The sequence below is a fragment of the Micromonospora sp. NPDC005257 genome (genome assembly GCF_042872445.1).
Classification (GTDB): domain Bacteria; phylum Actinomycetota; class Actinomycetes; order Mycobacteriales; family Micromonosporaceae; genus Micromonospora.
Map to the genome: position 1 here is coordinate 508,806 of NZ_JBIAKL010000003.1, position 12,927 is coordinate 521,732.

General features: G+C 72.3%; 14 protein-coding genes and 1 pseudogene. 9 read left to right on the plus strand and 6 right to left on the minus strand.

Features of this window, described 5'->3' with window-relative positions; genetic code table 11:
- Positions 1-8: 8 nt before the first annotated feature.
- Positions 9-881, minus strand: coding sequence for an AraC family transcriptional regulator (locus tag ACFYO8_RS09155; protein WP_354873996.1), 873 nt, complete (start codon positions 879-881; stop codon positions 9-11).
- Positions 882-986: 105 nt separating this feature from the next.
- Between ACFYO8_RS09155 and ACFYO8_RS09160 the strand changes: the two genes are divergently transcribed.
- The 6 genes from ACFYO8_RS09160 to ACFYO8_RS09185 all read left to right on the plus strand — a co-directional run bounded on the left by ACFYO8_RS09160 (position 987) and on the right by ACFYO8_RS09185 (position 5,985).
- Positions 987-1,988: an ABC transporter substrate-binding protein gene (locus tag ACFYO8_RS09160; RefSeq protein ID WP_354873994.1), complete on the plus strand. Its 1,002-nt coding sequence runs from the start codon at positions 987-989 to the stop codon at positions 1,986-1,988.
- Positions 1,985-2,800 (plus strand): siderophore-interacting protein, encoded by an 816-nt coding sequence (locus ACFYO8_RS09165; protein WP_354873993.1) that lies wholly within the window; start codon positions 1,985-1,987, stop codon positions 2,798-2,800. The genes ACFYO8_RS09160 and ACFYO8_RS09165 overlap by 4 nt, the downstream gene beginning before the upstream one ends.
- Complete coding sequence (locus ACFYO8_RS09170; protein ID WP_354873991.1) at positions 2,790-3,779, plus strand: iron chelate uptake ABC transporter family permease subunit; 990 nt, start codon at positions 2,790-2,792, stop codon at positions 3,777-3,779. The genes ACFYO8_RS09165 and ACFYO8_RS09170 overlap by 11 nt, the downstream gene beginning before the upstream one ends.
- Positions 3,776-4,795 (plus strand): iron chelate uptake ABC transporter family permease subunit, encoded by a 1,020-nt coding sequence (locus ACFYO8_RS09175; RefSeq protein ID WP_355015238.1) that lies wholly within the window; start codon positions 3,776-3,778, stop codon positions 4,793-4,795. Before ACFYO8_RS09170 ends, ACFYO8_RS09175 begins: the two co-directional genes overlap by 4 nt.
- Complete coding sequence (locus ACFYO8_RS09180) at positions 4,792-5,568, plus strand: ABC transporter ATP-binding protein (RefSeq protein ID WP_354873987.1); 777 nt, start codon at positions 4,792-4,794, stop codon at positions 5,566-5,568. Before ACFYO8_RS09175 ends, ACFYO8_RS09180 begins: the two co-directional genes overlap by 4 nt.
- A gap of 87 nt (positions 5,569-5,655) precedes the next feature.
- On the plus strand, positions 5,656-5,985 hold the full coding sequence (locus tag ACFYO8_RS09185) for a cupin domain-containing protein (protein ID WP_354873985.1): 330 nt from the start codon (positions 5,656-5,658) through the stop codon (positions 5,983-5,985).
- A 21-nt stretch (positions 5,986-6,006) separates the two neighbouring features.
- Here ACFYO8_RS09185 and ACFYO8_RS09190 read toward each other — a convergent pair.
- A pseudogene (locus ACFYO8_RS09190) lies at positions 6,007-6,222 on the minus strand (phospho-N-acetylmuramoyl-pentapeptide-transferase); the annotation flags it as partial.
- Between the two features lie 275 nt (positions 6,223-6,497).
- Between ACFYO8_RS09190 and ACFYO8_RS09195 the strand changes: the two are divergent.
- Positions 6,498-7,211 (plus strand): hypothetical protein, encoded by a 714-nt coding sequence (locus ACFYO8_RS09195; protein WP_387256909.1) that lies wholly within the window; start codon positions 6,498-6,500, stop codon positions 7,209-7,211.
- A gap of 55 nt (positions 7,212-7,266) precedes the next feature.
- Here ACFYO8_RS09195 and ACFYO8_RS09200 read toward each other — a convergent pair whose 3' ends face one another.
- Entirely contained in the window at positions 7,267-8,487 is a 1,221-nt protein-coding gene (locus ACFYO8_RS09200; protein WP_355094916.1) for an FAD-dependent monooxygenase, read from the minus strand.
- A gap of 80 nt (positions 8,488-8,567) precedes the next feature.
- Between ACFYO8_RS09200 and ACFYO8_RS09205 the strand changes: the two genes are divergently transcribed.
- A complete protein-coding gene (locus ACFYO8_RS09205) occupies positions 8,568-9,146 on the plus strand; it encodes a helix-turn-helix domain-containing protein (protein WP_354873979.1) in 579 nt (192 codons plus the stop codon).
- 12 nt (positions 9,147-9,158) lie between these two features.
- Here the strand turns inward: ACFYO8_RS09205 and ACFYO8_RS09210 are convergent, their stop codons facing one another.
- The 3 genes from ACFYO8_RS09210 to ACFYO8_RS09220 all read right to left on the minus strand — a co-directional run bounded on the left by ACFYO8_RS09210 (position 9,159) and on the right by ACFYO8_RS09220 (position 11,937).
- Positions 9,159-9,755 carry a DUF6368 family protein gene (locus tag ACFYO8_RS09210; RefSeq protein ID WP_354873978.1) on the minus strand — a complete coding sequence of 199 codons (597 nt, stop codon included), beginning with the start codon at positions 9,753-9,755 and terminating at the stop codon, positions 9,159-9,161.
- A 165-nt stretch (positions 9,756-9,920) separates the two neighbouring features.
- A complete protein-coding gene (locus ACFYO8_RS09215; protein ID WP_387256911.1) occupies positions 9,921-10,670 on the minus strand; it encodes an ATP-grasp domain-containing protein in 750 nt (249 codons plus the stop codon).
- A 193-nt stretch (positions 10,671-10,863) separates the two neighbouring features.
- Complete coding sequence (locus tag ACFYO8_RS09220) at positions 10,864-11,937, minus strand: XdhC family protein (RefSeq protein ID WP_354873974.1); 1,074 nt, start codon at positions 11,935-11,937, stop codon at positions 10,864-10,866.
- A 116-nt stretch (positions 11,938-12,053) separates the two neighbouring features.
- On the opposite strand from ACFYO8_RS09220, the gene ACFYO8_RS09225 reads away from it, so the two are divergent.
- Positions 12,054-12,926, plus strand: a complete 873-nt coding sequence (locus ACFYO8_RS09225) for a xanthine dehydrogenase family protein subunit M (protein WP_354873972.1) — start codon at positions 12,054-12,056, stop codon at positions 12,924-12,926.
- Position 12,927: the final 1 nt, after the last annotated feature.

Below are 12,927 nucleotides of genomic sequence, written 5' to 3' on the forward strand. Positions count from 1 at the left end.
CAAGCTGATCACGGGACGGGTGGGTGCCGGAGGCTCCTCGCCGCGCGGGGCGCGGGGATGTCGGCAGTACGCCGCATCGCGGCGGCGCGACCCGGCGTGTAGCCGTACTCCCGGACGAAGGCGGAGATGAACGCGGACGGGCTGGCGTACCCGACGCGGCGGGCGACCTCGCCGACCGGCCGGGTCTCCAGCAGCGCCAGCGACGCACGCAGGCGCAGCTTCGTGCGCCACTGCGAGTACGACATGCCGAACTCGCGGTCGAAGTCACGTTGCAGCGTCTTGACGCTGACGTGCAGGCGGTCCGCCCACTCGGCGAGCCCTGTCGTGTCACCCGGGTCTCGGGCCAGGGCCGTGGCGACCGCCAGCGCGACGCCCGTACCGCCGGCCTGCCGGTCGTCGGGGTCGGATCGGGGGGCGAGCCCGGCCATGATGCGGCTGCGGGCGGCGAGGGCGTCGCGTTCGTCGTAGCCGGCGGTGGTGAGCGCGAGGACGAGCCGAGCGGCCTCGGCGTCGATGGTGGCGACGCCGGCCCCCAGCCCGTCGAGGGCACCAGGCACCTCGCGCAGGCAGATCCGGTAGACCGTCTGCCGGTCCGCCGCGTGCACCTCGTGGGTCACGGCCCGGTGCACCCAGAAGACCTCGTCCGGCCCGAGGAAGGTGGTGTGCCGACCGTGGCGGGCGGAGAGCAGACCGTCGGGTGACCAGTAGAACTGGTGCAGGAAATCCTCCCGGTTCTCGGCGAACGCCAGCCGGGTCACCGACCGGTAGCGCAGGAGGAGGATGCCGTCGGGGCGGCCGAGGCCGTAGCCGAACTCCTCGCAGCTGACCGGATCCGCCGTGATCGGGCCGGTGACCATCACGCTCTGACCTCTCCCCGACATCGGTTGACCTCTCGGCGACATTCTGCCCACAGAAGTAAGGCTAGCCTAAGCTCTGCAGCCCAGTAGGGCTGCACCTCTGTGTTGAGACCCCGAAGGAACTGGCAGATGTCCGTACGACAGCACTGGCGCGTGATCGCCGCCGCCGCGGTGACGCTCACCGTGGTCACCGGTTGCGGATCCGACGGCGGCGACTCCGCCGCGAAGTCCGGCGACGCCGCGACGCGCGTCTTCGCCGCCGACAACGGCGAGATCACGATCCCGGCCGACCCCCAGCGGGTCGTCGCCACCGGCTATGCGGTGCCGGTCCTGATCGAGGCGGACGCCGCACTGGTGGGGATCTCGAGCTGGAAGCGCGGCCTGGCGCTGATGGCCGAGCAGGACCGGGCCACCTACGAACGGCTGCCGAAGGTCGCCGGCGAGGCGGCTGCCGAGACCAACTACGAGGCCGTCGCCGCCGCCAAGCCGGACCTCATCGTGATCGGGGTGCCGAAGCCGGCTCTCGGCAGCATCGACATGAAGCGGCTGGAGAGCATCGCGCCGGTCGTCGCGATCGGCCCCACCACGCCCGCCGCCTGGCGCGAGCTGTCCCGCCGGCAGTCCGACGCCGCCGGTCGCGGCACGAACTTCCAGGCGGCCAAGGAGGCGTACGAGAAGAGGGCCGCGGAACTGAAGGACAAGTACGGCGCCGCCCTCGCGGGCCTGAAGTTCGGGCACGTGGGGAGCTACGGCGAGATCGCCAAGGGCACCTTCCACCGGGAGTTCGCCGGCTCGTGGGGCACCAACATCGCCCAGGACGCGGGCGTGACCTACTACGGCGAGGTCAAGGAGAAGGGTGGCGGCGGGCTCGACGTCACCGAGTACCCAGCGATCGAGGAACTGCCGACGAGCCTCGGCGAGGCCGACGCCATCACGTACACGGTGCAGCCCGACGGCACCCCCGCCGAGGCGGTGAAGCAGGTGCTCGACTCCGCGCTGTGGAAGAACCTGCCCGCGGTCAAGGCCGGCCGGGTGTTCCCGTTGCAGTACACGGAGGCGGCGACGTACGAGTCGGCCCTCCGGACGCTCGACTCCGTCGACAAGGCATTCGCGCCGCTGCTGGCCCGATGACAGTCGACCGTCACGACCCGGCCGGCCGGGTCGCCGCCCACCACCGCGCGGGCAGTGGCACGGTCCGGATCGGCTACCCGATCGGCGTACGCGAGGTCCGGGTCGTCGCCCGGCGGCGGCTGACCCCGCGCATGGTGCGGCTGACCCTCGGCGGCCCGGCCCTCGCCGACTTCCACACCTACCAGGCGGACGACCACGTCAAGCTCGTCTTCCCGGATCCGGACGGCACCCGGCGCGATCCCGTCCCGGACGGGCGGGGCATGCTCGACTGGCCCCGCCCGCTGCCGACCACCCGCAAGTACACGGTGCGCCGCTACGATCCCGCCGCCTGCGAAATCGACCTGGACTTCGTGCTGCACGACGGCGGTGTCGCGTCGGCGTGGGCGGACGCGGCGGCGGTGGGCGACGGGGTGACGATCGCGGGCCCGCCCGGCGCGAAGGCGTTCCCGCACAGCTACGACCACTACGTCTTCGCCGTCGACGCCACCGCCCTGCCGGCCGTCGCCAGGTGGCTGCAGGAGTCCCCGGCCGACGTGTCGGCGCACGTGGTCGCCGAGGTCGACGACCCGGCCGAACAGGACTACCCGCTCACGCACCGCGACGGGGTGGCGGTGACGTGGCTGGTGCGCGCGGCCACCGGGTCCACGCTCGCGCAGCAGGTGGGGTCGCTGCGCCTGCCGGCCGGGCGGGCGTTCCTCTTCGCGGCCGGCGAGGCGAACGACATCAGGCCGCTACGCGCCTGGAGCGCCGGCCGCCTCGACTCACTGATCACCGGGTACTGGAAGCGCGGAGTCGCCGGGCTTGAAGACTGACCTGTCCCGCCGGGCGGCGTTCCTGCTCGTGTCCGCCGCGCTGCTCGTCGTCGCGGCGGGCGCGAGCATGGCCGTGGGCGCGCGACCGGTCGCGCCGGTCGAGGTGTGGCGCGCGCTCACCGACTTCGCGGCCACGACCGACCACCTCGTCGTACGCGACATCCGGCTGCCCCGCACGATCCTCGGCGTCTGCGTCGGCGCCGCCCTCGGCGCGGCCGGGGTGCTGATCCAGACGCTCACCCGCAACCCGCTGGCCGAGCCCGGCATCCTCGGCGTGACAGCCGGGGCCGGCTTCGCCATCAACCTGGGCGTGCTGGCGGGCGTCGCCGGGTCGCAGGCCGGGCAGCTCGTGCTCGCGGTGGCCGGCTCCGCGCTCGCCGCCGTCGCCGTCTACGCCGTCGGGCGGACCTCACCGCTGCGGCTGGTCCTCGCCGGAGTCGCGCTGAGCTGGGTGCTGATGGGCGTCTCGCTCGGGCTGCGGCTGGGCTTCCCGGACGTCTTCGACAGGTACCGGTTCTGGTCAGTCGGGGCGCTGGCCGGCGCCGAGCAGACGCCGCTGGTGCTGCCGGTGCTGGTGACAGTCGCCGCCCTGGCCGCCGCGATGGCCGCGACCCGGCCGTTGAACGCGCTCGCCCTCGGCGAGGACGTCGCCCACTCGCTCGGCGCCCACGTGACCCGGACCCGGGTCACCGTCCTGGTGCTCGTCACGCTGCTCACCGGCGTCGCCACCGCGGTCGCCGGCCCGATCGCGTTCGTCGGGCTGATGGTTCCGCACCTGGCGCGGCGGCTCGCAGTCGACTCGATCCCGTGGATCATGGCGTACTCGATGCTGCTCGGGCCGATCCTGCTGCTCGTCGCGGATGTCGGCTCGCGGGTCCTGCTGCCCACTGGCGAGGTCCCGGTGTCGATCGTCACCGCGTTCCTGGGCGCTCCGGTGCTGATCTGGGCGGTCCGCCGCTACGGGGCGGCGGCGCTGTGAGCACTGTGAGGCTGCGGGCGGGACGGCTCGCGATCGAGGTCGAACGGCGCTCGGCCGTCGCCGCGGCCGGGCTCGTCGCGGCCGCGGCGACCCTCGCGCTGCTGACGCTGAGCCACGGGCCGGAGTGGGCGACACCGGCCGAGGTGTTCGACGCCCTGTTCCGGGGCGGCGACGCGGCCTTCGTGATCCGGGAGTGGCGACTCCCCCGGGTGGCCGCCGCGCTGGTCTTCGGCGCCGCGCTGGGTCTGGCCGGGGCGGTCTTCCAGAACCTGACCCGCAACGCGCTGGGCAGCCCCGACGTGATCGGCCTCGACGCGGGCGCGTACACCGGCGCGCTTGTCGCGATCACCGTGCTGAACGGAACCGCCGGGCAGCTCGCGGCCGGGTCGGTGGCGGGCGGGCTGCTCGCCGCCGCGCTCATCTACCTGCTGTCGCTGGACTCCGGGCTCAGCGGCGTCCGGCTGGTCGTCATCGGCATCGCCGTCAACGCGATGCTGACCGCGCTCAACTCCTGGATCGTGCTGCGGGCCGAGATCGACGTGGCGCTCGCCGCGACCGGCTGGAACGCCGGCTCGCTCAACGGCGTCGACTGGGCCGAGGTGCGGCTCCCGTTCGCCGTCATCGGCCTGTTCGTCCTGCTGCTCGTCGTTATCTCGCACGCCATGCACCAGGCTGCACTGGGCGACGAGATCGCGCGCACCACTGGCGTACGCCTGGGCCGGCTCCGCCTGCTGCTGGTCCTGGCCGGCGTGGGCTGCACCGCGACAGTGACAGCGGTGGCCGGGCCGGTCGTGTTCATCGCGCTCGCCGCGCCCCAGATCGGCCGGCGGCTCGCGCGGGCCGCCGGCGTACCCCTGGTGCCGGCGGCGCTGACCGGCGCGGTGCTGCTGCTCGCCGCGGATCTCGTCGCGCAACTGCTGCTCGCGCCGGTCGCGCTGCCGGTCGGCGTGGTTACCACGGCGATCGGCGGCTGCTATCTCATCTGGCTGCTCGGCATGGAGGTGAAACGACGGTGACCAGCCGCCTGACCGCGGAGGACGTCACGCTCGGCTACAGCGACCGGGTGGTGTCGACGCGGGTGAGCCTGGCCGTGCCGGACGGCGCGTTCACGGCGATCGTCGGCCCCAACGCCTGCGGGAAGTCGACGCTGCTGAAGGCGTTCGTCCGGCTGCTCACACCGGCCTCGGGCGCGGTACGCCTCGACGGCCGGGACGTCGCCGAGCACCGGCCGAAGCCGTTCGCCCGCCAGGTCGGCTTCCTGCCCCAGGGCCTCGTCGCGCCGGAGAACATCATCGTGCGGCGGCTCGTCGCCCGGGGCCGCTACCCGCACCAGTCCCTGCTCGGCGCAGGCGGGGCCGCCGACGAGGAGGCCGTCCGGTCGGCCATGGCGGTTGCCGGCGTCACCGACCTGGCCGAGCGGCCCGTGGAGGAACTCTCCGGCGGGCAGCGGCAACGGGTCTGGATCGCCATGGTGCTGGCGCAGGAGACGCCGTACCTGCTGCTCGACGAGCCCACCACGTTCCTCGACATCACGCACCAGTACGAGCTGCTGGCACTGTTCGCGCGGCTGCGCGACGAGGGACGCACCGTCGTGGCCGTGCTGCACGACATCAACCAGGCCTGCCGGTTCGCCGATCACATCGTGGCGATGAAGGCCGGCCGGGTCGTCGCGCAGGGCCCGCCGGCCGACGTGGTGGACGCCGACCTCATGCGGGAGGTCTTCGGCCTGCCCAGCGTGGTGATGCCGAACCCGGTCACCGGCACCCCGATGGTGGTGCCGACCGTGTAGCAGGAAGCCCTCGTCGGTATGCCAGAGTCGACCTGAGCCGGTTGGGCGGCTCGGGAGCACCGTTACGACGAGAGGACGGGACACCTGATGCAGAAGTCATCCCTGACCGCGCTGGCCCGCGAGCAACTGGAGCGCGCACACACCTCCTCCAGCGGCCGCAGCAGCTCCACCGTCTACGGCGGTCACGAGCACAAGCTCCGCCAGACGGTGATCGCGCTGACCGCCGGCCAGATGCTCAGCGAACACGAGAACCCCGGCGAGGCCACCGTCCACGTCCTGCACGGCCGGGTCCGGCTCGGCGCCGGCGAGACGTCCTGGGACGGCGCACCCGGCGATCTGCTGATCGTGCCGGACCGCCGGCACACGCTGGAGGCGCTCGCAGACTCCGCCGTGCTGCTCACCGTCGTCAAGCGCTGACGACCCCGGCTCCCGGGACCCTCATCCGACGGCCGCCAGGAAGTCCGAGTAGAACAGGCCCAGGCCGGCCGCGACGCAGACGCCGGCCACGATCCAGAACCGCACCACGATGGTGGACTCGCTCCAACCGGCCAGCTCGAAGGGGTGGCGCAACGGCACCATCCGGAAGACACGCCGGCCGGTGGCCCGGTACGAGACGATCTGGATCACCCAGGTCGTGGTGATGATGACCTTCAGCGCGCTGAAGACGCGCACCGCCACCGGCGTGCCGAAAGGGAGATGACGAAGGCGACAGCGGCCGCGACGATGACCGCCCTCATCGGCGGACCCCGGGCTTCCGGACCTGCGCCTGACGTACCGACCCGGGCCCGCCGGGCGGGAGGCCCGTCGCGAAGTCATCGATCACGACACGTGAGCTTGCCATCCGGCGGCGCACGGAGCAGCCCCTGAACCTCACCGCGCCGTACTTCGCCGCCCGCCGAGGCTGGTGCGCACGCCGTAGCGCCGACGGCATGAGGACGGTTGTGGTGTCGCTCGCGGTGGCCCTGGTGGTGGTGTCCGCGCCGAACGGGACGCTGATGCCGTTCCGCTTCGTCGACGCGCTCATCGGCGGCGTGGTGGCACTGGGCGCCAGCCAGCTGATGGCCGCCCGTGACCCGCTGGCGCCACTGGTGGCGCAGGCCCGGCGCAGCTACACCGACCTGGCCGACCTGCTCGACCAGATCAACGCGGCGCTGCGCGGCTGCGACGAGGACGCCGCCCGCGCAGCGCTGGACCGGGCACGGCAGGTGGACGACTGCGTCGCCGAGATGCAGGCCGCGGTGCTCGCCACCGGTGAGACGCTGCGGCAGCTCGACTACGCCGCCCGCAACATCCGCGTGCTGGCCCGCGCCGGCGTGACCCTGACCCGCCGGCACACCGCCACCCCGCCGGAGCTGGCCGCCGCGATCGGCGCGCTGACCTCTGCCGTACGGTCGGCTGGTGAGGCCATGGCCCACGACCTCACCGGCGCCGACGCCGACCGGCACGCGCAGCGAGCGGACGCGGCGGCCCTGGAGGCGGTCCGGATCGCCGCGGGCCTGCTGCGGACCGACCCGCCGCTGCCGGTCACCATGATCGTCGGGCAGATCCGGGCGACCGCTATCGACCTGCTGCGCGGCGTCGGCCACGACGACGTGACGGTGCTGGACCGGGTGGACGAGGCCCTCGGCCTGAGCCAGGCCTGACCCCTGGTCGATCGACGCGGCACACCCGTTCCCGTTGTGCGCTGTTCGACACCGTTCAGCGCGACCGGTCGCTCCTCGCCGGCGGCTCGTCCAACCGGGCCGTCGGGTAGGTAGGGATCTCGATGGCGTTGGCGGCTCTGCGCAGGGGCGCCATCACGGCAACCATCATCCGGTCGCGGCCGGGCAGCCTGGACATCACCCCGAGCATCACCATCGACATCTTGACCTGGTTGGAGCTGCTCAGCACCATCCGCTTGACGTTGGCCGGGCCGAGCTTCTGGTTACGTTCGGCGAACGGACGCATCCGGCTCTCGTAGGCCGCGAACGCGGCCCGGTGGTCGGCGCCGGATGCGGCCAGCTCGCCGGCCAGCAGGTAGGCCCCGACCAGAGCCAGGCTGGTGCCCTGCCCGGAAGCCGGGGACGCGCAGTGCGCCGCGTCGCCGAGCAGCACGACCGGGCCGGCCGACCAGCTGTCCATCCGCACCTGGGCGAGCCGGTCGTAATAGAGGTCGGGCGCGTCGGCCACAGCGTCGAGCAGCCGGGGCACCTCCCAGCCCTGCCCCGCGAAGGCCTCCCGCAGCGCCCGGCGCGGATCGCTCTCGTCGGCCCCGTCCGGCGCGGTGAACAGGAACATCGCCTTGGCGCTGGTCTGGCCGGCGGTGCTGTAGACCAGCGTGGTGCGGCCGGGGCTGACATAGGTCAGCTCCTCGCGGTCGAGGCCCAGATGGTTTGGCACGGTGCAGATGGCGACGCGGTAGCCCATGTCGTGGACGAAGCCGGACTCCGGGCCGAAGGCCAGCTCCCGGGTGCGCGAGTGCACCCCGTCGGCGCCGACGATCAGGTCGAACGTCTCGGTGCGGCCGCTCTCGAAGGTGACCGACGTGCCGTCCAGCGCGGCGATCGCGTCACCGAAGCGATGGTCCACCTCGTCTCGGGTGAGGTCGAACAGCAGCCGGGTGAGGTCGCCACGCAAGATCTCCGCGTCGTGCTCCTCGCGGCCGCCGAAGGTGTCCCCGTTCATGCTGGCGACACGCTTGCCGGTGCGGTCGACCACGGTGCCGCCGCGCACGTCGGTGCGGAGCTGTCGGGCCTGCTCCAGGATCCCGGTGCGGCGCACGACCTCGAGGGCGGCGCCGCGGATGTCCACCTTGTACCCCCCGTCGCGCAGCTCCGCGCTCCGCTCGACGACAGTGGGGGTGAAGCCGTGGCGGCGCAGCCAGTGCGCCAGCGTGAGGCCGGCGATGCCGGCGCCGGAGATCAGGACCGTCTTAGTCATGCTTCGACGATACGCTTGTGTAAGACATTTGTTCAAGACATATGTATTAGTACGATGTCTCAGACGGTTAGGATCGCCCCATGGGAAATCGTGAGGCTCTCCTCGAAGGCGCGAAGCGCTGTCTCTACGAGAAGGGCTACGCCCGCACCACCGCCCGCGACATCGCCACCGCCGCCGGCACCAGCCTGGCCGCGATCGGCTATCACTACCGCTCCACCGAGGCCCTGCTCAACGCCGCCATGATTCAGGTCATGCGGGAGTGGGGTGATGAGATGTCCAGGGCGCTCGCCGCCGACGACCTGGCCGACGCGGGTCCGCTGGAGCGTTTCGAGGCCGTCTGGGTGCGGATCCTCGAATCGTTCCGGGCGAACCCCGGGCTGTGGGCGATGCAGCTTGAGATGGTCACCCAGAGCCAGCACCAGCCCGAGGTCCGTGAGCAGCTCGCCGCCGGACTGCCCGCGGCCCGGCTCGGCCTGGCCGAACTCTTCGACGCCTCGCCCACCACCGCCACGCCGGCCGAGGCGGCATCGTTCGGCGCCTTCCATCAGGCTCTGCTCACCGGCGTCATCACCCAGTGGCTGATCGACCCGGCCCACGCGCCCTCCGCCGCCGACCTCGTCGGGGCCCTGCGCCGGATGGCGGCATCGATCGCCGGCTGAGCCGGGAGCCCGTTACTTCACCATGCGAAAGTCCGGATGCGTCAACCAGGCGGCAAGGAGGTCGGGGTCGACGACGTGGTAGATGGCCGTGGTGCCGCGATCGGTGAGGTAGGGGATCTCCTGCCATGTCCCGCCAAGCATCCTGAGGGTCTCCCGGACCCTGGCCTGCCACTGTGCCATCCCGACCCCGGACTCGACGGCGTCGAGGGCGCGGACGCCGAGCGGAGGTGGCACCGGTAGTTGCCCGGTCAGGTCGATGAGTCCGCCGTAGCGACGGGCGGTCGCGACCGCGAGGTGAGCCAGGAACCGGTGGTCGTCCAGGCCGTTCGTCGCCGCGGCCAGGAGGACCTCGGTCGCGGGTCGGAACCCGACAGCGCGCACCAGGCACGCTTCCTCGTCCTGGTCCTCGGAGGCCCAGTCACCGGGCTCGACCAGCATCGGTCCGGTAGTCGGCGACACGACCTGCCAGCCCAACCGGTACGGCTCTCGCAGCAGCCACCAGTCACCGGTCTCCTTGGTGAGCGCCTGCGCCAACCAGACCCGGAACAGTTCGCCGTGCGACGGGGTCCACGAATCGGGCAGCAGGACGGCAGCACAGGGTCCGCTCACCGTCTGATCATGCGTGTTCGGGGGCGCTCCCACAGGAAGGACCGATGAATGTCGCGGTGAACGATCCACCCCGCGAGCAGGTGTAGAGCCGGGCGTATTCGTATTCCGCCATGTCGCCACCCCAACCACGCGATCACTGGGAGACCGGGCCCCGAGGCGGACCTGTCACAGCGCCGCCACGAACTCCGTGGCGGCGATGCTCGTGGGCCGGTCGCTGACCTGCCCGTCGCCGACCTCGACCACCCGCCAGACACCGTCGGCGCGGGCAACGAGGTCCACTGTCACGAACGGCAGGGCCAGCGCCGCCACCATCGGGGCGATCGTGTCCGGGTCGACCTGCGTCGACGGCCGGTCGTACGGGGTGTCCGGGTGTGGTCCGACCAGCACGCACCGGCCGTCCCGCCACCAGCTTCGCACCTCGCTCCCGGTGAACGACTCGAACTCGCGCAGCACGAATCCACCGGCGAAGTCGTCGTCCCGGAGTTCCCGCAGCCGGCTGGCGACCTTCCACGCCGCGTCACCGTCGGCCACGTCCGGGACGAACGCCGCCTCGGCCCAGTAGTGCTTCATCGACTTGACGTGGTCCCGCAGCACTGCCGGCCCCCGGCCGAAGGCGGACCGGGCGCTGTCGAAGTCCGCGCGGTCCGTTCCGACCGTCCACACCGACCGGGGGGTCACCGCCGCCAACGCCGGATACCAGCCGGGCAACTCGTGCGCTCGCCGATACTGCTCAGCCGTCGTCCGTAGCGCCACGTCCCGGGTCGCGAGCACGTCGGCGAAGCCGGCGTAGCGCCGGCTGCTCAGCATCCAGCCCCGGTACACGGCCACACCGCCACCGGCCGGCACCCGGGACACGGCCCGCTCGACGTCATCACCCCGGGCCAGGGCGTCGTGGTCCACCACGGCGACCGTCATGCCGGCTTCGCGTGCCGCTCGCGCCTCGGCCGCGAAGTGGTCGTCCGGCTGACGCGGGCGCAGGGATCGCCGGGAACCAGGAGCATCACCCCGGAGATGCTGCCCGACCACCGGACGAGCGCCAACCGGTTATCCCGACCTTGACACAGGCGGAACCACTGATCCGACGCGACCGAGGCACGCCGCCGTGCTGTCAGCTGCGGTGGATCGGGGTGTCCAGATCTCGCAGCCGGCGGCCGGAGCCTCCCGCGGCCAGGGCGACGAACTCTGCGGCGATCGCGACGGCGGTCTCCTCCGGCGTCCGTGCCCCCAGGTCGAGCCCGATCGGCGAGGAGAGCCGGGCGAGGGCAGCCTCGTCCACACCCGCCTCGCGCAGGCGGCGCAGCCGGTCGGCGTGGGTGCGGCGGCTGCCCATCGCGCCGATGTAGCGGGCCGGGGTGCGCAGAGCGACCTGGAGCAGCGGGACGTCGAACTTCGGGTCGTGGGTGAGGACGCAGAGCACCGTGCGCTCGTCGACTGCCGTCGACGCCAGGTACGTGTGCGGCCACTGGACGACGAGGTCGTCGGCCTCGGGAAAGCGCTTGCGGGTGGCGAACACCGGACGGGCGTCGCACACCGTGACGTGATAGCCGAGGAAGCGCCCGATCCGGGCCACCGCGACGGCGAAGTCGATCGCGCCGAACACGATCATCCGTGGTGGCGGCAGGTACGACTGGACGAAAACGGACACCTCGTCGTGCCGCTGCTGGCCGTGCGTACCGAGCTGGATGATTCCGGTGGTGCCGAGGGCGAGCATGCCCTCGGCCTGCTGCGTCACCGCGCGGTCCAGGTCGGCGTCGCCGAGGGTACCGGCCACCCGGTCTGGCCAGACCACCATCTGAGCCTTCCCCGCCGACGCCGTCGCCACCGGCGCACCTGCCCGGATCGCGGCGAGCACCGCGTCGGGCTCGGTCAGCACGACGTCCGGCTGGACCAGGACCTCGATCGTGCCACCGCAGGTCAGGCCCACCTCGAAGGCGTCGTCGTCGCCGACACCGTAGGTCTCGGTGCGCGCCTGGCCGGTCCGTATCGCCTCCCGGCAGAGCTCGTACACCGCGCCCTCTACGCATCCTCCCGAGATGCTGCCGACGACCTCGCCGTCGGCGCAGACCGCCATGGCCGCGCCCGGCGGTCTGGGCGCCGACCTCCAGGTCCGCACGACTGTCGCGACGGCGAACCGGACGCCGGCGGCACGCCACGCGGTCAACCCGTCGACGATGTCTCGCATGGCCGCACGATCCGTGAGCAGCCGCGGCACCGTCAACGCCGACCTAAGGACTTGCTTAGGTCGGCGTTGACTTCCGCAGGCGCCGGCACCACATTGACGACTTCCGGAGGTGCGATATGCAGGTGCCGGCCCCGTTCGAGTACGAGCGAGCCACCAGTGTGGACCATGCCATCAGCCTGATGGAACGGCTGGGCAGCACGTCACGGCTGATCGCCGGCGGGCACAGCCTGTTGCCGATGATGAAGCTGCGGCTGGCCAGTTTCGACTACCTCATCGACATCAACGATCTCCACGACGAGCTCGGCTACATCGAGGCGGGCCCCGGCGAGATGCGCATCGGTGCGTTGACCCGGCATCGGGAACTGCTCGAGTCCGCCACCCTGACGGCGACCTTCCCGATCTTCGCCGACGCCGAACGGGTGATCGCCGATCCGGTGGTGCGCAACCGGGGCACACTGGGCGGCTCCCTGTGCCAGGCGGACCCGTCGGAGGACCTGTCAGCGGTCTGCACCGCCCTGGACGCGAGCTGCGTGATCCGGGGGCCGGGCGGCGCCGAACGGGTGGTGTCCATGGAGGAGTTCCACGTCGGGCCGTACGAGACGGCCGTCGGCGACGGGGAGATCCTGGTCGAGATCCGGCTGCCGGTGCGGCCCGGCTGCGGCAGCGCCTACCAGAAGGTCGAACGCCGGGCCGGCGACTGGGCGGTGGTCTCGGCCGGTGCGGCGGTCTGGCTCGACGGCGACGTGATCTCCGACGCCCGGGTCGGGCTGGCCGCGGTGGGCCCCAACACCACGGGCATCCCGGAGATCTCCGCGGCGCTGCGCGGGCAGGAGCCCAGCGAGAGCCTCTTCGAGCAGGCCGGCGCGATCGCCGCGCGTAGCTGCGATCCGACCACCGACCAGCGGGGCAGCGCGGACTACAAGCGGCACCTGGCCGACGAGCTGACCAGACGGACCCTGCGCCGGGCCGTGGAACGGGCGAGGAGCTGAG